Genomic DNA, 17,884 nt, shown 5'->3' with positions numbered 1-17,884 from the left:
GGCTGCCCTTTGCAACGGGCTCAGAAGATGGAAACGGAAACAATGTCCGAAACGCTTGTAAGACCCTTGAAGGCGGGCCTGATCGGTGCAGGCATCCAGGCCTCGTTGACGCCCGCCATGCACATGGCCGAAGGTGCAGCTCAGGGACTCCGCTATGCTTATGAGCTTATCGATCTTTCCGAAATTGGTGCGACGGAAAATGATCTGCCGCGGCTGCTCGCCGACGCTGAGAGGCAGGGGTTTGCCGGCCTCAACATAACCCATCCGTGCAAGCAGGCGGTCATTGCCCATCTCGATGAACTCTCGCCAGACGCACACAGGCTCGGTGCCGTCAACACGGTCGTGCTCACAGGAGGGCGACGATATGGCCACAACACCGATTGGTGGGGCTTTGCGGAAGGCTTCAGGCGCGGATTGCCCGATGCAGATCTTTCCTCGGGCGTGCAACTGGGAGCAGGAGGTGCGGGCGTCGCAACAGCCTATGCCGCGCTTTCGTTTGGCCTGAAGCGTCTCATCGTTTTCGATCGCGAGCCGGAACGGGCGCGATTGCTTGCCGCGATGCTGACCGCCTTGTTTCCAGAAGCCGACATCACCGCCGGTACGGACCTTTCTGTTGCGATGCGATCGGCATCCGGGTTGATTCACGCCACGCCGACCGGCATGGCGAACTATCCCGGGATGCCGCTTGACGCCGAACTTCTCGATCCGCGGCACTGGGTCGCCGAGATCGTCTATTTCCCGCTCGAAACGCCGCTGCTTTCAGAAGCGAGGCGACGCGGATGCCGCACGCTCGACGGTGGAGGAATGGCGGTATTCCAGGCAGTTGGCGCTTTTCGCCTGTTTACAGGTCTTGAGCCCGACACAAAGCGGATGCTTGCCCATTTCAAGGCAATGACCGGCTGATTCCTGAAAATCCAGCGAGGAGCAAGTGATGAAGACCTCGATAGCAACGGTTTCGCTCAGCGGCGACCTCAAGGACAAGCTGCGTGCCATCGCCAAGGCGGGCTTTGCCGGTGTCGAAATCTTCGAGAACGATTTCCTCGCCTTTGACGAGAGCCCGCGTCAGGTCGGCCGCATGGTGCGAGATTTCGGTTTGGAGATCAGTCTGTTCCAGCCGTTCCGGGATTTTGAGGGCATGCCGGAGCCGTTGAGAGCCCGAACGTTCGACCGTGCCGAGCGCAAGTTCGACTTGATGGAGGAGCTTGGCACGGACCTCGTCCTTGTCTGTTCCAATGTCTCGCCGGCTGCCGTTGGTGGCATTGACAGGGCGGCCGCGGACTTTAGCGAACTCGGCGAAAGGGCCGCAAAGCGGGGCTTGCGCGTCGGTTACGAAGCGCTCGCCTGGGGACGTCATATCAGCGATCATCGAGACGCCTGGGAAATCGTCCGACGCGTCGATCACCCGAGTATCGGGCTGATCCTTGACAGCTTTCATACGCTGTCGCGCAAGATCGAGATCAACTCGATCCGCTCCATCCCGAAGGAGAAGATCTTCATAGTCCAGTTGGCCGATGCCCCACTGATCGACATGGATCTGCTGTATTGGAGCCGGCACTTCCGCAATATGCCGGGCGAGGGCGATCTCCCAGTGACAGACTTTACCCGCGCGGTGGCGGCAACTGGATATGACGGCTATCTATCGCTCGAAATCTTCAACGACCAATTTCGTGGAGGCAACCCCAGTGCGATCGCTGTCGATGGATATCGCTCGCTGATTTATCTCGGGGATCAGGTCAAGCGCGCCGAACCGGATACTCGTTTGCCGGTCCCCATAATGCCCCCTCGCGTCGACGTGAGAGGTGTAGCGTTCGTGGAGTTCAGTGCCTCGGAAGAGGAAGCAGGCGAACTCGAAGCGTTGCTCGTTTCAGTCGGATTCACGAAAACAGCACAACATCGGACGAAACAAGTGGTGGTCTATCGCCAGGGCGCCATCAATTTGGTGGTCAACACCGAGCGCGAAGGCTTTGCCAGCGCTTCCTATCTCGTCCACGGCACGTCCGCCTATGCCTTCGGCCTCATGGTGGATGATGCTGCGGCGACTGTAGAAAGGGCACGGGTGCTTGGGGCAGAACCATTCGAGCAGCCGGTTGGTCCAGGCGAGCTCGTGGTTCCGGCGATCCACGGCGTGGGCGGAGGGCTCATCTATTTTCTGGACGACAAATCCGAGCTCTCCAAGATCTGGGAGGTCGAGTTTGAGCCAGTGCGCGACGGCGGCTCTGTCATCGCGGCCGGATTATGCTCCATCGATCACATCGCTCAGACCGTAAAATATGAGGAAATGCTAACCTGGCTGCTCTTCTACACATCACTACTCGATGCTCATAAGACGCCGATGATCGACATCGTCGATCCAGCAGGCATCGTTCGCAGCCAGGTCGTGGAAAATGACGCCGGCACGTTGCGCCTGACACTGAACGGCGCGGAAAATCGCAACACGCTGGCCGGCCGGTTCATCGCCGAAACCTTCGGTTCCGGCGTCCAGCATCTGGCCTTTGCCACCAATGACATTTTTTCGACTGCGCAGGCATTGCGCGCCAATGGTTTCAAGGCGCTACCGATTTCGCCGAACTACTACGATGACGTTGAAGCGCGCTTCGGTCTCGACGTTCAACTCGTCGAAAGGCTGAAGTCCGAAAACATCCTCTATGACCGCGACGAGGACGGCGAGTATTACCAGCTCTACAGCCCGACCTTTGGCGAAGGTTTCTTCTTCGAGATCGTCGAAAGACGGGGCTATCGCGGCTACGGAGCCGCCAACGCGATTTTTCGCATTGCAGCGCTACGAAAGTACCTGAGGCCAGAGGGGCTGCCAAAAGGCTGACAGCCTAGCGATGGTAATTCTTTCCGTTGCTAGGGAAAGTTCGCGCCCGGTTCCCGGCCGATGGCATGCCCTATGCTGAAATCCTTTGGCGCACGACCCTTCAACCGGTCAAGCCGCGTGCGAACGGACCCTGGCCGCGAGCAGTCGCCGCCTGGAATGCTCATCTTGGAGTGGTGAGATACTCGTAAGCTTTGAAACAACTGGTGGCGGGGTTCGATTCCGTTCAGGGAGTTGCACAGCGCGAAGGTTTCTCTGGCAAGGGCAGCCCGCATCGTTGCTGCAGCCGGATAAAAACCGGCAGCAAGGTCGCCGCCGGTTCCTCAACGCGAAGCTTAAAAGTTTCTTTGGAAGCGCACGACACCACCGAAGGCGTCCTCGTGTCCGCGAAACCCGCGAAAAGCGGTGTAGTCGAGTTCCGGCGTGATCTTGAAGCCCGGCACGACCTCGTATGCAACGTTGAGCGCCGCGTTCCAGGTACCGTCCTCTTCGAAGTCGATCTGCGTGTTTATCGTCGCCTTCTCGCTGATCTTGGCGGAGAAGCCGCCCCACATCGCCCAGTCGCCGTACCAGCTTCCATAATAATTCGGCCGGCTCGGGTCGGATTGGTAGGCAGCCATGACGAACAGGGAGAACGCGTCGGTGACGTCGAGGTTGACGCGCGCCTTGAAGGCCCAGGCATCATAGCGCGTGTCATAGGCCGCCATGCCGAAAAGCGTCATCCGGTCCGCTTCGTATTTCACCCCGCCGAGGAGGTGGGGAATGCTGTCGGCCCGTAGGTCAAACCACTCGCGGCTTGCCACGCCGGACGCGTCGACCGCCTCCAGTTCCCAGGAGCCATTGCCTTCCTCTGCGCCCACCATGGCGGAAAAGCCGTTGCCGAAGTCGTGGGTATAGCTCGCCTGCATCGTGCGGTCGCCCGAGTAGTAAATGACGTCGTCGTAGATGACGTTGCCGGCACCCCAGGTCCAGTTGGCAAAGAGCGAATCGGCGATGCCGACCGAGAAGCCGGCAAGCTCGATAAGCGCTTCCGAAATGTAGATGCGCTCGCCAGATGCCTTGTGCTCGAAGCGCGTCTCCAGATAGGAGCGCAGCGTACCGAACTCGGTTTCATTGCGAGCGTCGAAGCGCAGTGTCGCCCGCGCCTTGCCGGGCAAGCCATCGAGCGAGCCGCCCCAGTAGACATCGTCGCCGGCCGCAACCTCGTGGCGCAGGTAGCCGCTGATCTTCAGGCAGGTTTCGGTGCCCGGAACATAGAAGAAACCGTTGCCATAGGCATCGCAGACGCGGACATATTCGACCGGTTCCGCGTCTGCAGCCGTTGCCGCTTGGGTGGCGGCCATCAGGCAGAGCGCCGCTGCGGCACCTTTCAGGAGGAGAAGTGCCGTAGCACTGGTTGGTTTGTACATATCGAGTTCGTTCCCTTGTCGGTTCTTGAAAATTGGCAAAGCTTCGCCGGCTCCGTCCGTGGCGTGCGGGACAAGCGGGTGCTGAGCGGGTCTGTATGGAATGAGAGGAAAAAGGGCCGGTATCGTTTGCGATACCGGCCAGTCGGGGGTTACCCGCGCGGCGGCCAGACTTCGCCGGCAAGGCCGGTTTTCGGTTCACCGAGAAGCGGCGTCTTCAGGGCGCGGATGCCGTCGATGCTGATCAGCCAGATGATGTTGCGGTCGTATTCGGTAAAGACCGCGAAGCTGGCGTTTTCATAGGTGTATTCGGGCATTTCCTCAGGCTTGGGGAAGCGCGGCACGTAGTAGCCGGCGATCTTCGGATCCTTCGGGTCCTTGACGTCGAAGATCTGCAGGCCGGCATTGTAGAAGGCATAGGGCAGGATGCCGTCGCGGCTGTGACCCGGCTGGTGGGTCGTGCCGGAACGCTTCGGACCGAAGCTGCCGCGCCGCTGGCAATAGTCGGTGAATTCGGCCTCTGCCGGGGGTGTCGGACGCGGGAAGGTGGCGACGACCTTCGGGTCCTTCGGATCCTTGGCGTCGATGACCAGCACGTCCTTGTAGGGCTCGTAGCAGTTGGAGTTCATCGGGTAGCCGTTGGCAAAGACATAGCCGGTGCGCTCGTACTGGCTGGTATCGGCATTGTCGAATTCGGTACCGGCAAAGCTTGGCGGAATGCTCAGATGGCCCATCATTTCCGGCGTGCCGGGATTGGTGAGATCGAAGGTGTAGAAGCCGAGGCCGCCCATCGCGCCGAAGCCGATCTTGCCACCTTTTTCCACCGGCTTCGGCAGGAACAGCGGCATGCGCGAGCCCATCCAAGACGTGCGGTTGCCGGCGCGCGGGTTCATCAGGTAGGCGTCCTCGCTTGCCTTGTCGCCGACGACCTGTCCGGGAACGGTGACCTGGCTGACGAAAAGAGGATTGGCCGGGTCCGTCATGTCCCAAGCCTGGTAGCCCGGCGAATGCAGGTAGTCCGGATACTCGGTCAATGCGTAGCTGTCGTCGGGCGCCGACGAGAGGTACATGTACTTGCCGCCAAACCAGGCGGGTGCGTCGAGCGAACCGGAGCCCTGCTGCTTGCCGATGGGCGCGTCCGGGTTGTTGATGTCGGTCGTGCGGGTGGCGATCAGCGTCCAGTCACTCGGCAGCGGCCCGTTCATCTCGTAGACCTTGAAGCCCTTGAGCGAATTGTAGTGGCGTAGCGTCTCGACGATGTCGGGCTGGGTGCGCTTGTTGTCGAGAATGCCGAAGCGGCCGATCTCGTAGGAGGCTACGACGACGTTTTTCTGGAGCTTTTCACTCCAGGCAATCGTCATACCGCCGAAATAGTCCTGGACCGTCTTGGCGTCCCAGTCTTCGCTTGAACCGTCCTGTCCCCAGACGCCGCCCTTGGAATAGACGACCTTGGCCTTGGCCGGGTCGGTGATGTCGAGCACGCGCATGTAGTCGCGGTCATGCAGGTACATGTAGCGCTTGCCGTCAAAATCCGCGACGTCGGGCCAGGCATGCCAGGGCGACGTGATGTGCGGGTAGAAGGCGATTTCCTCGACGTTGCTCTTGTAGGTTTTGTCGTCCCAATGGGTGAGCTGGCCGGGGAAGTTCGGCGATGCGCCGAGTGCTGTGGCGTGCGGCGCGTTGAACTTGCCCGTCGCCGGATCCATGCCGTAGTCCTTGCCCGGCGTCAGCGCCGGCGGCTGCTTGTCGTAGGTCAGTTCCGACCAGCGCTTGAGGTGGGGATCCTGGATGTTGATCTCCGTCGGTACTTCCTTTTCCCAACCCGCGGCAAGCGCAGTGCCCGCGGCCAGACACAAAATTGAGCACGTGATGATCAGCCTTCTCGGCATGTTGGTCTCCTCCTGGAATATCGGTGAACGGACGCGTCCAAGGCTGGCAGCGGCGCAAGCAAACGACAGCTCGGCGGCGAACACACCCCTGTGTCGCGTTCCGAATTCTTCTTTCGTCGTGTCAGTTGATCGCGAAGGCCTCCTCATGCCCGCGCAAATCACGCCGCTTCCGTTTGCTTAGGCGCCATGAAACAGGGTCGCTTTCCCCATAACAATCGCCTTAATCAGCATTAATTCATGCGGATTTCTTATGAGTTCCCGGGCGTGTTGATGGTTTGCGGGATCCAGATGACGCAACTTCCCCTTCCTCGACGGCGTAGACTTCGAGCGGATAGCCGAAATGCTCGTCCATCAGGATCCGAGCGCGTTCGGCGTTGCGGTCGAGTACGGCCTCCATCAGCTCGGTGTGCGGACCGATGGATTGCGCCTTATGCAGCGCGGCCATGGCCTCCGCGTAGCCGGTCGTCTCTCCGTGCGCCGCGCGCAGAACAGGGGCGAAGGCGAGGAACCGGTAGTGGCGTTGGAGCTGGTCGGAGATGGTCGAGCGGAAGTGCATCAGCCAACTCGATTGCGCAGCGCTCAAGAGGGCGGCGTGAAATGCCTCGTGCCGTTCCATCCAGGTATCCACGGCAAGGTCGGAAGAATCCTCGACGATCGTCTTGCAACGAGACAGACGGTAGTGCGCCGTGACGATCGCCGATTCCCATTCCGAGCCGCCGCGCTCCATGGCTTCCAGCAACAGAGGGATTTCGACGACTGCGCGGGCTTTTGTCAGATCCTCCAGCCCCTTGCGCGACACGGGTGCGACGGTGAAGCCGCGGTTGGAGATCGCCACTACCAGCCGCTCGGCCTCCAGCCGCGACAGCGCCTCTCGAAGAGGCGTCCGCCCGACATCATAGGTTTTGCTCAGAAGGTCGGGCCGCAACGGCGCCCCCGGTTGCAGACGGGCCATGAGGATCTCGGTTCGCAAAATCCTGTAGGCGGCCTCTGTTTTTGTGCTGTTTTCCTGCTCGTCGACCAAAGGCACCTCCAAAATTCACCGCCCAAATGTTCGGTGATCATATATGCGAGAATAATATATGATAATCGCCAATTGCTATAATTGTATACTATATCGTTGACTTTGTCGTTGGGCTGCGCTTCCTCATCCCTCGTGCTGTCACTGCGACAGCTGGAGGAGGAACACATGGCCACGACAAAATCGAAACTCATCACGGGCCTGATGGCAGCCGGTCTGGTGCTTGCCGGCATCGGTTCGGCGGCTGCCGATCCGATCCGCATCGGCATCGCCAATTTCGGCGAACACCCACCGCTCAACGCCGCCATCGCCGGCTTCAAGGCGGCGCTCGCCGAAAACGGCTTCGTCGAGGGCAAGGACGTCGTCTACACGGAGAGCCACACCAATTTCGACGCCTCGCTGGTGCCGCAGATGATCGCCAAGCTGCAGGCCGAACAGCCGAAACTGGTCTACACGATCACCACGCCCGTCTCGCAGATCGCCAAGAAGGCGCTCGCCGGCTCCGGCATCCCGGTGATCTTCACGGCCGTGACCGATCCGGTCGCGGCCAAGCTCGTGCCTTCCCGCGAAAGCGGTGATGACGGCATCACCGGTGCGACCGACAGCCAGGACATGGCGGCGGTGCTCGACTTCACCAGGAAGCTCCTGCCGAACGCCAAGCGGCTCGGTCTGCCTTACAATCCGGGCGAGGCCAACGACGTCGCGCTGCTCGAAGCTGTGCGCAAAATTGCGCCTGAGCAGGGCTTTGAAGTCGTCGAAGTCGGCGTCGACAACCTCAACGACATCCAGCAGCGCATCACCTCGCTCTCCGGTAAGGTCGACGTCATCTATGGCCCGACCTCCAACATGATCCAGCCGGCCATCGCAGCCGTCGCGTCGGCCGCGCGCCAGGCGGGTATCCCGGTCGTCAATGCCGTCGATACTGCCGTACAGGAGGGTTTCGTGCCGGCAAGCTTTGCCGTCAACTACGAGCAGGTCGGCAAGAATGCCGGCAAGATTGCGGCTGAAGTCTTGAAGGGCAAGGACCCGAAGTCCATTGCTCCTGTTTTCCCTGCCTATGAGGACCACCAGGCACTGATCTCGAAGAAGGCGATGGCCGCCTTCGGCGTCGAGATCCCGGCTTCGCTCGCCGACTGCAACTGCATCGTCGAGTAATCCGACGCCAGCAACGGCGGCGGCCACGACGCCGCCGTCCATGAGCGCGCCGCGCGCGCCCTGTCCATTCGTATTTACATGAATTCCGGAAGCAAGGCTGCGGAGGCGGCCTCTACGGAATTGCTCAGAGGAGGAACGGATGCTCGAAATCCGATCTGCACGAAAGGTCTTCTACAAGGGGCAGCCCGACGAGAAGATCGCCCTCAACGATCTCAGCCTGACGCTTCCGACCGGCAACTTCGCCATCGTCATCGGATCGAACGGCGCCGGCAAGAGCAGCATGCTCAATGCCATTTCCGGCGCGCTCATGCTCGATTCAGGCAAGATCCTCATCAACGGCGACGATGTGACGGCACTGCCCGTGCACAAACGTGCGACACGGGTGGCCCGGGTCTTCCAGGATCCGATGAAAGGCACCGCCGCCTCGATGACGGTTGCGGAAAACATGCTGCTCGCCGAATTGCGCGGCAAGAAACTCGGCCTTAGCCGAGGCCTCAATGCCAGGCGGCTCGCGAGCTACCGCGAACGCCTCGCGGCGCTGAACCTTGGGCTGGAAAATCGGCTGGACACGCGCGTCGAACTGCTCTCCGGCGGCCAGCGCCAATCGCTTTCGCTGATCATGGCGACCTGCGACCAGCCGGATCTGCTGCTCCTCGACGAGCACACCGCAGCCCTCGATCCCCGCACGGCTGACATCGTCATGCAGGCGACGGTACGCGCGGTCGAAGCCTTCAATCTCACCACCCTGATGGTGACGCACAACATGCAGCACGCTGTCGATTTCGGCCATAGCGTGGTGATGCTCGATGCCGGCCAGATCCGGCTCGAGATCACCGGCGCGGAAAAGGCCGAGGTCACGATCCCGAAACTCATCGGTCACTTCGGCATGAAGACCGACCGGATGCTGCTCGCAAGCTGAGACGGACATGGAAACGGTTTCTACGATATTTTCGAACTTCATCACGCTCGTCCCGGTCACGCTGGCGCAGAGCCTCATCCTTTCCTTCATCGTTCTCGGCATCATGCTGCCGTTCCGCACACTGAATTTTCCGGACCTGACGAGCGAGGGCGCATTCCCGCTCGGCGGCTGCGTCTGCGCGCTGTCGCTCGCCGGTGGCGCACCCGGTTGGCTGGCGATCCTCGTTGCGATGGCCGCAGGCTTCCTGGCGGGTAGCTGCACGGCCTTCGTGCATCTGCGCTTCCGCATCCACACGCTGCTTGCCGGCATTCTGATGATGACGATGCTCTACTCGATCAATCTGCGGCTGATGGGCAAGTCCAACCTCTCGGTGTACGGCACGCCAACCATTTTCGATGGCGTACCCTTTGCCGAGCCGGGTTTCCCGGTCGCGAAGATCGTCGTTGCAGGACTGCTCGGCATTGCCGTCTATTGCCTTTTGAACCTCTATTTCCGGACCGAACGCGGAACGGCCATGCGCGCCGTCGGCTCCAACCCGGATATGGCGGAAGCGCAGGGGATCAGCATCTGGGCCTTCACCATCGGCGGGGTCGGTCTAGCCGGTGCCTTCTCGGCCACCAGCGGCGCGCTCATGGTGCAGTCGCAGGGGTTTGCGGACGTCAACATGGGCATCGGTACGCTGATCAACGGTCTTGCGGCGCTGATGATCGGCGAAGCCATTGTCGGCAAGCAGACGATCCGGCGCCAGCTTGCGGCACCCTTCGTCGGAGCCATCGTCTACTACCAGCTTGTCTCGCTCTGCCTTGCCGCCGGCATGCCGCCGACCGACCTGAAACTTGCCACCGGCCTCTTCGTGCTCGCCATGCTAGCGCTCCCAACCCTCAAGCGCGCCCGCGGCCCCATGCCGGCCCGCGAAACCGTCCGTGAATAGAAGGACTGCCCCATGAACATCGATATCCATGCTGCCGAGGCGCTCGACCGCGACGACCCGCTCGCGGCCTTCAAGAAGCGCTTTGATTTGCCCGAAGGCGTCACCTATCTAGACGGCAATTCGCTCGGCGCAGCACTTCATGCCTCCTATGCCGAAATCGAGAAGGCCGCGAAACTCGAATGGGGCCGCGACCTCATTCGCAGCTGGAACACGGCTGGCTGGTTCGCCCTGCCGCTGACGCTCGGCGACCGCGTCGGCCGCCTCATTGGCGCAGCACCCGGCCAGACGGCCGTGACCGACCACACCTCGGCCAATGTCTACAAGGCGCTGCACGCCGCACTCGGCCTCAATGCGGAGCGCAAGGTCATTGTCGCGGAAAGCGAGAGCTTCCCGACCGATCTTTACATGGCTGAGGGCGTGATTGCGACGCGGCCCGGTACCGTCCTGCGGCTTGAGGGCGTCGATGGCCCGCGGATCGAAGACCTGATCGACGAGAGCGTCGCCGTGGTGCTCGTCAATCACGTCAACTACAAGACCGGCGCTCTGCGCGATATGGCGGCGCTGACCAAGCGCGCGCACGATGTGGGTGCGCTCGTCGTCTGGGATCTCTGCCATTCGGCCGGTGCGCTGCCGGTGGAACTCGATCGCTGCAACGTCGATTTCGCCGTCGGTTGCACCTACAAGTATCTGAATGGTGGCCCCGGTGCGCCAGCCTTTATCTATGTCGCCAGGCGCCATCAGGAAAAGGCCAGCCAACCGCTCAGTGGCTGGTGGGGCCACGCCCGTCCATTCGCTTTCGAGCGCAATTACGACGGCGGCGCGGGCATCTTGCGCTTCCTCTCCGGCACGCAGCCAATCTTGTCGCTGCGCACGCTTTCGGCCGCGCTCGATCTTTGGGATGAAGTGGACATGACGGCCATCCGCCGGAAGAGCATCGCACTCACCGACCTCTTCATAAAGCTCGTCGAAGCGCGTTGCGGCGCGCATGGCCTGAAGCTGGTCGGTCCAAGGGACGGTACGGTGCGCGGCAGCCAGGTCTCCTTCGAGCACGAGGGGGCCTATGAAATCATGCAGGCTCTGATCGAGCGGGGCGTCATCGGTGACTTCCGCGCCCCGGCCACCATCCGTTTCGGTTTCACACCGCTCTATACGAGTTTTAAGGATGTGTGGAACGCCGTGGACGTGCTGCATGACGTGATGGAGACTGGCGCTTGGCGCGACGCCCGCTTTGCTGTCCGTAGCGCCGTGACCTGATCGCGATCGCTTGTGAAAAATGGAAAAGCGCTTTCCCTGTCCGGGAAGGCGCTTTTTTTTCGTTTGGGCTGGCTCGAGACTTATCACATCTCGATATCAATTCATTCAACCTATGTGGATTGTTATATTAGACCGCTGATTGCATCCATTACCGGAACAGGAAGGCGCAGCCTCTGAAGGAATGGCGAAAAGGCAATCTCATGGCTCAGGATACGCATGCTCAGCTCTATATCGGCGGCAAATGGAGGGCGACCTCTGAGACGCTCGCCGTCATCAACCCCGCCAATGAGGATATCATCGGCAAGGTGGCGGTCGCCCGCGAGACGGATCTCGCCGACGCAACGGACGCTGCCTGGCAGGGCTTTCAGGTCTGGAGCCGGACATCGCCGGCTGCCCGCGCGGCGATCATCCTGAAGGCGGCCCAGCTTATGCGCGAGCGCTCAGAGGAGATCGCGCGTTCGATCACGCTCGAAAACGGCAAGCCGCTTTCCGAGGCGCGGTCCGAGGTCATTCGCGGTTGCGAATTCTTCGAATGGGACGCCGGCGAATGCGTGCGTCTCTACGGTCGGGTTATCCCGAGCGCACCGGGCATCCGCTACATCGTGCTGCAGGAACCGATCGGCCCGGTCGCGGCGTTTTCGCCCTGGAACTTCCCGATGAGCCAGCCCGCCCGCAAGATCGGCGGCGCACTTGCGGCCGGCTGCTCCATCATCATGAAGGCGTCCGAGGAGACGCCAACCGGCGTCGTGCACATAGCGCGGGCGTTCCACGATGCAGGCCTTCCTGCCGGTGTGCTCAACCTCGTCTTCGGCCACCCCGCCGAAATCTCAGGCTATCTCATCCCTCAGGACCGGATCCGCATGGTCGCCTTCACCGGCTCGACCGTCGTCGGAAAGCACCTGACGACGCTCGCTTCGCAAGTGATGAAACCGGCGCTGATGGAACTTGGCGGCCACGCGCCCGTCATCGTCTGCGAGGATGCCGATCCGGTTGCGGCCGGCATTGCCTGCGCCACCCGCAAGTATCGCAATTCCGGCCAGGTCTGCACCTCGCCGACGCGCTTCTTCGTGCACGAAACGCTCTACAGGCGCTTCACGGACGCCTTCGTGGAGAAGGCGCGTTCGATCAAGGTCGGTGACGGCCTCGACGCAGGGACGCAGATGGGCCCGGTGGCCAACGATCGCCGCATCGCTTCCCTCCAGGAGCTTGTCGACGATGCGCGCGCAAAGGGCGCCCGCATCCTGTGCGGCGGCGGACGTCTGGACGGCAAGGGCTACTTCTTCGCGCCGACCGCGATTGCCGATCTGCCGGATGATGCCCGCGCGCTCAGCGAAGAGCCCTTCGGCCCGCTCGCGCTGATCAATCCGGTTGCCTCGATCGACGAAGCGCTTACGAAAGCGAATGCGCTTCCGTTTGGTCTTGCCGCCTATGGCTTCACCAACTCGGCCGCCAACATCGACCGCCTGATGCAGGGCATCGAGGCCGGCAATCTTTCGATCAACACGCTCGAGGCCTCCGTCGCCGAAACGCCGTTCGGTGGCGTCAAGGAAAGCGGCCTTGGCCGCGAGGGTGGCGCGGAGGGCCTGCATCACTACACCGTCGTCAAGAACGTCTCGCTGCGCACCGCCTGACGGCATCGCGCGCGCCGCAATGAATGGATGATCAGGCCGAAACCGCTGTCTGGGTGGTTTCGGCCTTCTTGCGTTCCATCAGCCGACAACCGGGACCATGTCGCGCAGCACCTTGCGCAGCAGTGTGCGCACCGCGAGCGTCGCGGGGGAGGGCGTGCGTTCGCGCGCCGTGATGACAGAGACATCGCGGGCAATCGACGGCTCGACCAACGGGCGGGCTGAGATCTTCCGACCGTTGAGGCCGGTAAAGGCATAGGTCGGCAGGATGGCAACCCCCGCCTCCCGCTCGACGAGCGAAAGGGCCGTGTTGATCTGGTGCACTTCGAGAGAAGGGCGCAGTGGCACGCCGGCGCTTTCGAAGCCGACCTCGGTCAGAAGACGGATATTGCTTTCGCGCGTCAGCGTGATGATCGGCTGGTCGGAAAGCGCGGACCAGGCCACTTCGGCCTTCGTGCAGATGGCGTGGCCCTCGGGCGCAAAAACCATCAGCTGGTCGCGCAGCACGCGTTGGATCTCAAGGCCGTCCTCGTCGCTGGCAAAGGTGCCGACGCCGAGGTCGCAGAGGCCACTGCGCACCCGGGGCGCGATCATGTCCGTCACGACGTCCTCGATCCTGAGTTTGAGGTTCGGATGGCTTTGAGCGACTTCCTGCAGCAGGCGCGGCAGCACGGTTGCGCCAAGGAAGGGCGGGGCGGCGATGCGCACCAGGCCCGTTCTCAGTTGCCCGAGATCGTGCACCGCATCGACGGCGCGCTCGATTTCCGCAAGGCCGGGCAGCGCGGCCGCCGCAAAGACCCGACCGGCCTCGGTCAGTTCGACGCGTCGGGTCGTGCGGTCGAAGAGCCGCGCGCCGAGCAGCGCCTCGAGGTCGCGGATCGCATGCGAGATGCCGGCCTGGCTGGTGCGCAAGCGTTCGGCGGCGCGGGAGAAGTTGCCGAGTTCGACCACGGCCTGAAAACACTTGATCTGACGGAGATTGAGCATCGCGGGATCCATACTGATTTCGGCATGAATATATACAGACTATGTGTCTTAATGAATAAAAAAATCCTGCGCTAAATGCGCCGAGAGAGACCGGAGCGGTTGCTTCACGCGCCACCGGACGGACATGCGACAGGGAGCGTCATGAAATACCAGCGTAAAGATGCAAAGGCCCATTCCCGTGCCACGATGCGCGGCATCTGGGCGGCGGCCAACACGCCGTTTACGGCCGATGGCGCCATCGACGAAGAGGGCTACCGCCGCAATGTCGAGCATTGGATTTCCGATCTCGGTATCGACGGCCTCTTCATTGCCGGCAAGCAGGGTGAGTTCTTCTCCATGTCGGTCGACGAGCGCAAGCGGATGTTCGATCTATCGGTGGAAGCGGCCGGAGGACGGGCGCAGACGATCATGTCCTGCTCCGACCAGAACATGGATGTGGTGATCGATCTTGCCCGTCATGCGCAGGCCTGCGGCGCCGACTACATCGTCGTGCATGCGCCGATCCTGCATTTCTTCAAGCAGCAGGACGAAACGCTGCTGCGCTACTATGAGGCCATCGCCTCAAAGGTGGATATCGGCATGGCGCTGTGGTCGCATCCCGACAGCGGCTATCTGATGAGCCCGGAACTGTGCAACCGGCTTGCCGACATCGAGACGGTGGTAGCGATCAAGTATTCGGTGCCGCGCGCCATGTACAAGGCGCTGACGGCGCTCGCCGGCGACCGCATCCTCGTCTCGACCGCTTCGGAAGAGGAATGGCTGGATAACGTCTTGGAACTCGGTTGGCAGCTTTATCTCTGCTCGTCGCCACCCTACACGCTCCAGACCAAGGCCGACCGGCGCATGGCCGAGTACACAGCACTCGCCTTTGCCGGAAAGGCCGAGGAGAGCCGCGCCGTCAGCGCGAGCCTGCAAGGGGTGCGTGACGCCTTCCGCAAGTCCAAGCCCGCGGAAAAGCCCCATGCGCACCAGAAGTACTGGCAGGAACTGCTTGGCCAAGTGGGTGGAGCCGTCCGCCAGCCACTGCTGGAGCTGACGGATGCGGAAAAGAGACTGACCAGAGCCGCCTTCGAGGAATGCGGCCTGAAACTGCGCTGAACGGGACAGGGAGGAATATCGATGACGAAGCTCAAGGCGTTCAATCTGCAAAAGTGGATCGACGAGCACAAGCACCTGCTGAAGCCGCCGGTCGGCAACCAACAGATCTGGAAAGACGCCGACCTCATGGTGACGATAGTCGGTGGCCCCAACAAGCGCACCGACTATCACGACGATCCCGTCGAGGAGTTCTTCTACCAGCTAAAGGGCGACATGGTGCTGAAGCTCTATGACGGCAAGGAATTCTACGACGTGCCGATCCGCGAGGGCGACATCTTCCTGCTGCCGCCGCATGTGCGCCACTCGCCGCAGCGGCCGATGGAGGGATCGATCGGCCTTGTGATCGAGCCCACGCGGCCTGAAGGCCTGCTCGACGCTGTCGAATGGTACTGCTTCGAATGCACGGAACTTGTGCACCGCGCGGAGGTAGACCTCGAATCCATCGTCGACGATCTGCCGCCGATCTATCAGGCCTTCTACGCGGACGAAAAGCTGCGCACGTGCCCGAAATGCGGAACCGTGCACCCCGGCAAGACCCCGCCCGAGGGCTGGGTGACGCTCTGAACCCGGCAGCAAACCAGCAAAGGATCGTCATGTCGAAAGTCGAAGCCATCTGCCTCGTGGGCTGGGGCGCCATCGGACAGCGGGTGGCAGCACTTCTTAAGGCGCGGGGCGCGAACGCCCGGATTGTCGGGATCGCCGTGCGCGATCCCAGGGAAATCGAAGCGACCATGCCGGAAGGGGCGGTTCATGTTGCCGGTCCAGAAGCGCTGACGGCGACCGGCGCGACGTTGGTCGTCGAGGCGGCGAGCCGCGAAAGCGTCCAGCCCTTCGCCCGGGCGGCATTGGCGGCGGGCATGGATTTCGCGGTGTCCTCGACCTCGGCCCTGGTGGATGCCACCGTGCTCGACGAACTCGTGGAACTTGCGCGGCGGAACGGTTGCAAGCTTATCATACCGCCGGGCGCGCTCGGCGGCATCGATGCGCTCTCGGCGGCCTCACGGTTGGGTCTGGACAGCGTGGAGCACACCATCACCAAGCCCGCGAGGGCCTGGTTTGGGACGCCCGCCGAAGAGTGCTGTCGCCTAGGCGAACTTCAGGAAGCGGAAGCTTTCTTTGCAGGATCGGCCGCTGAGGCGGCGACGGCCTTTCCGCAAAATGCCAATGTGGCGGCGACCATCTCCCTTGCCGGCATCGGTATGGAACATACGCGTGTGCAGCTCGTCGCCGATCCCAAAGCAGTGGAAAACACGCACAGCATTATCGCCCGCGGCGCCTTCGGCACACTCGAAATCCGCCTTCAGAACCGCCCGCTCGCAACCAATCCGAAATCCTCGGAGATGACGGCACTGAACCTCGTTCGCCTGATCGAGAACAGGACAAGCGCGCTTGTCCTTTAGTCGGTAGCTGCCGCTCGACTGCTCGGCCATTGCCGTTCCGGGCAGATCTTTGTGCTGCCGGCAACCGCATGCGCCGCTTTATCCGTTGGCTCTATCGAAACCACCTTTGGCATCGTCGGTGAAAGGCATCACGCGTGCGGTGGTGCTTGAACGCCCAGACGTTGCGGGGGCAGTCGCTCCGACGCGGGTTTTCACGCTCTTCCTAGCAAGCCGTCGGCCGATCCAGGAGAGGTAGGAGGTGGTTTTTCCTGCTGTCAACGGGGGATAAGCGGGACAGAATCGCATTGCGCGAAAGCTCCGCGATACAGTGATGCGCGCCAATCTGCCTGCTGCCGAACGAAGGCTGGATCAACTTCTTGCCCGCCAGGCTCGTCTCGAAGGAGAGCGAGATGGTCACCACGAAGTTCGAACCCCGGCAAAAACGTCTAGAACGCGGGTTGATGCCGCAGAGGAAGTAACGATGGCCGGCGAGCGGCGTAAGCCTGCGAGTGGCTCGATGCCTGTCTTTGTGAAGCTCGTTTCGGGAACAAGAGCGAAGCGCAGCCGTTCTACGGTCAGACCTGCCTCATCGAGCCCGCACATGGAGCAACGGCCGAAGGGGAAGAGATCTGACAGTGGCGTCAGCGCAATCGCGCCCCTACCCGAATGGACGCAGCGCGCTGCAGCACACTGCCACACCCACAGTGAAAATACGCCCGTTTCTCGCACGACCTTCGGGCAAGGTCCGCTTGCGAGACGAATGCGTTGCGATAGAGTTGCTCTGCGATTCGTCGCCTGGAGGAAAGATGCGTCAGCAGACAAAGCCGTTTATCGTTGAGATCAAGCAGTCCCGAAAGCTTAAACCCAACGGCGAAAAACTATCGATCTGGGGGAAACTGGATTTGAGCGTTGCCGAAGAGCACGTGGCATCCGAGAACCCAGTAGAGGCACCGGCCGCCATCGAAAGCGGCGACCGGCTCTAGCGCGCGATCGGCGCAAACCCTCAAAGAGCCATCTCAAACATCCGTCGTGTCCGGTTGCAGTTCATGAAGAGAGGCGGTCGCGCGCTCTTCTGGAGCGGCCGCATGGATGATTGCCCGCTTGTCGTCGTCCAGCGCCTTGCGCCAGAATTGAAGACAGGAAGTGTGAGCGGGCCGCGGTTCGCGTTCAGGCGCTATAGCAAGGTCGTCGCCTTCCGCCGAGCCGATAACAGGCGCGTTTTTGCGGCGCTTAATGGTATCGAAAGCTTCTGGCTGTATCGAAGCCCTATGCTTGGGGGTGGGTTTCGAAGTCGTGCTTTGGCGGTATTTCTGCTTCTGTTGATGCTGACGCACCTGGGCGTTGGATCGACCCACGCTGGTGATTCCAGCAACATTCGCAATTCCTGCTGGGCATCCGGCCG

16 protein-coding genes are annotated in these 17,884 nt (G+C 61.7%); 11 read left to right on the top strand and 5 right to left on the bottom strand.

Going from position 1 to position 17,884, the window contains the following annotated elements:
- The first annotated feature begins 42 nt into the window (after positions 1-42).
- Positions 43-903: a shikimate dehydrogenase gene (locus IB279_RS29875; RefSeq protein WP_060530144.1), complete on the top strand. Its 861-nt coding sequence runs from the start codon at positions 43-45 to the stop codon at positions 901-903.
- Between the two features lie 28 nt (positions 904-931).
- The gene (locus IB279_RS29870; protein WP_110819251.1) at positions 932-2,821 is read left to right on the top strand and encodes a bifunctional sugar phosphate isomerase/epimerase/4-hydroxyphenylpyruvate dioxygenase family protein; all 1,890 of its coding nucleotides are present in this window, start codon (positions 932-934) and stop codon (positions 2,819-2,821) included.
- 332 nt (positions 2,822-3,153) lie between these two features.
- Here IB279_RS29870 and IB279_RS29865 read toward each other — a convergent pair whose 3' ends face one another.
- From IB279_RS29865 to IB279_RS29855, 3 genes are all read right to left on the bottom strand, one after another.
- On the bottom strand, positions 3,154-4,227 hold the full coding sequence (locus IB279_RS29865; protein ID WP_089045120.1) for a porin: 1,074 nt from the start codon (positions 4,225-4,227) through the stop codon (positions 3,154-3,156).
- A gap of 149 nt (positions 4,228-4,376) precedes the next feature.
- Complete coding sequence (locus tag IB279_RS29860) at positions 4,377-6,113, bottom strand: hypothetical protein (RefSeq protein WP_113188252.1); 1,737 nt, start codon at positions 6,111-6,113, stop codon at positions 4,377-4,379.
- Positions 6,114-6,348: 235 nt separating this feature from the next.
- Complete coding sequence (locus IB279_RS29855) at positions 6,349-7,134, bottom strand: GntR family transcriptional regulator (protein ID WP_060517974.1); 786 nt, start codon at positions 7,132-7,134, stop codon at positions 6,349-6,351.
- 165 nt (positions 7,135-7,299) lie between these two features.
- On the opposite strand from IB279_RS29855, the gene IB279_RS29850 reads away from it, so the two are divergent.
- The 5 genes from IB279_RS29850 to IB279_RS29830 all read left to right on the top strand — a co-directional run bounded on the left by IB279_RS29850 (position 7,300) and on the right by IB279_RS29830 (position 13,021).
- Entirely contained in the window at positions 7,300-8,286 is a 987-nt protein-coding gene (locus tag IB279_RS29850) for an ABC transporter substrate-binding protein (protein WP_113506065.1), read from the top strand.
- 139 nt (positions 8,287-8,425) lie between these two features.
- The gene (locus IB279_RS29845; protein ID WP_060580731.1) at positions 8,426-9,205 is read left to right on the top strand and encodes an ABC transporter ATP-binding protein; all 780 of its coding nucleotides are present in this window, start codon (positions 8,426-8,428) and stop codon (positions 9,203-9,205) included.
- 7 nt (positions 9,206-9,212) lie between these two features.
- Complete coding sequence (locus tag IB279_RS29840) at positions 9,213-10,136, top strand: ABC transporter permease (protein WP_060517968.1); 924 nt, start codon at positions 9,213-9,215, stop codon at positions 10,134-10,136.
- Between the two features lie 12 nt (positions 10,137-10,148).
- Positions 10,149-11,390 carry a kynureninase gene (kynU, locus tag IB279_RS29835; RefSeq protein ID WP_113188226.1) on the top strand — a complete coding sequence of 414 codons (1,242 nt, stop codon included), beginning with the start codon at positions 10,149-10,151 and terminating at the stop codon, positions 11,388-11,390.
- A 200-nt stretch (positions 11,391-11,590) separates the two neighbouring features.
- Positions 11,591-13,021 carry an NAD-dependent succinate-semialdehyde dehydrogenase gene (locus IB279_RS29830; RefSeq protein WP_113188227.1) on the top strand — a complete coding sequence of 477 codons (1,431 nt, stop codon included), beginning with the start codon at positions 11,591-11,593 and terminating at the stop codon, positions 13,019-13,021.
- A gap of 78 nt (positions 13,022-13,099) precedes the next feature.
- Here the strand turns inward: IB279_RS29830 and IB279_RS29825 are convergent, their stop codons facing one another.
- Positions 13,100-14,005 carry a LysR family transcriptional regulator gene (locus IB279_RS29825; RefSeq protein WP_060580828.1) on the bottom strand — a complete coding sequence of 302 codons (906 nt, stop codon included), beginning with the start codon at positions 14,003-14,005 and terminating at the stop codon, positions 13,100-13,102.
- A 141-nt stretch (positions 14,006-14,146) separates the two neighbouring features.
- Here IB279_RS29825 and IB279_RS29820 point away from each other — a divergent pair, with 141 nt between their 5' ends.
- From IB279_RS29820 to IB279_RS29805, 4 genes are all read left to right on the top strand, one after another.
- On the top strand, positions 14,147-15,103 hold the full coding sequence (locus tag IB279_RS29820) for a dihydrodipicolinate synthase family protein (protein WP_034796473.1): 957 nt from the start codon (positions 14,147-14,149) through the stop codon (positions 15,101-15,103).
- Positions 15,104-15,124: 21 nt separating this feature from the next.
- A complete protein-coding gene (locus IB279_RS29815) occupies positions 15,125-15,667 on the top strand; it encodes a 3-hydroxyanthranilate 3,4-dioxygenase (RefSeq protein WP_060530138.1) in 543 nt (180 codons plus the stop codon).
- Between the two features lie 29 nt (positions 15,668-15,696).
- Complete coding sequence (locus tag IB279_RS29810; protein WP_060603732.1) at positions 15,697-16,503, top strand: aspartate dehydrogenase; 807 nt, start codon at positions 15,697-15,699, stop codon at positions 16,501-16,503.
- Between the two features lie 785 nt (positions 16,504-17,288).
- Positions 17,289-17,465: a hypothetical protein gene (locus IB279_RS29805; RefSeq protein ID WP_167550733.1), complete on the top strand. Its 177-nt coding sequence runs from the start codon at positions 17,289-17,291 to the stop codon at positions 17,463-17,465.
- 33 nt (positions 17,466-17,498) lie between these two features.
- On the opposite strand, the gene IB279_RS38020 is transcribed toward IB279_RS29805, so the two are convergent.
- On the bottom strand, positions 17,499-17,837 hold the full coding sequence (locus IB279_RS38020; RefSeq protein ID WP_162741211.1) for a hypothetical protein: 339 nt from the start codon (positions 17,835-17,837) through the stop codon (positions 17,499-17,501).
- Positions 17,838-17,884 lie beyond the last annotated feature (47 nt).

The organism is Ensifer sp. ENS06 (genome assembly GCF_014852205.1).
In the GTDB taxonomy this organism is placed as follows: Bacteria; Pseudomonadota; Alphaproteobacteria; order Rhizobiales; family Rhizobiaceae; genus Ensifer; species Ensifer adhaerens.
Note: the sequence above shows the minus strand (reverse complement) of the source record. Positions and strands in the feature narration are given on the sequence as shown.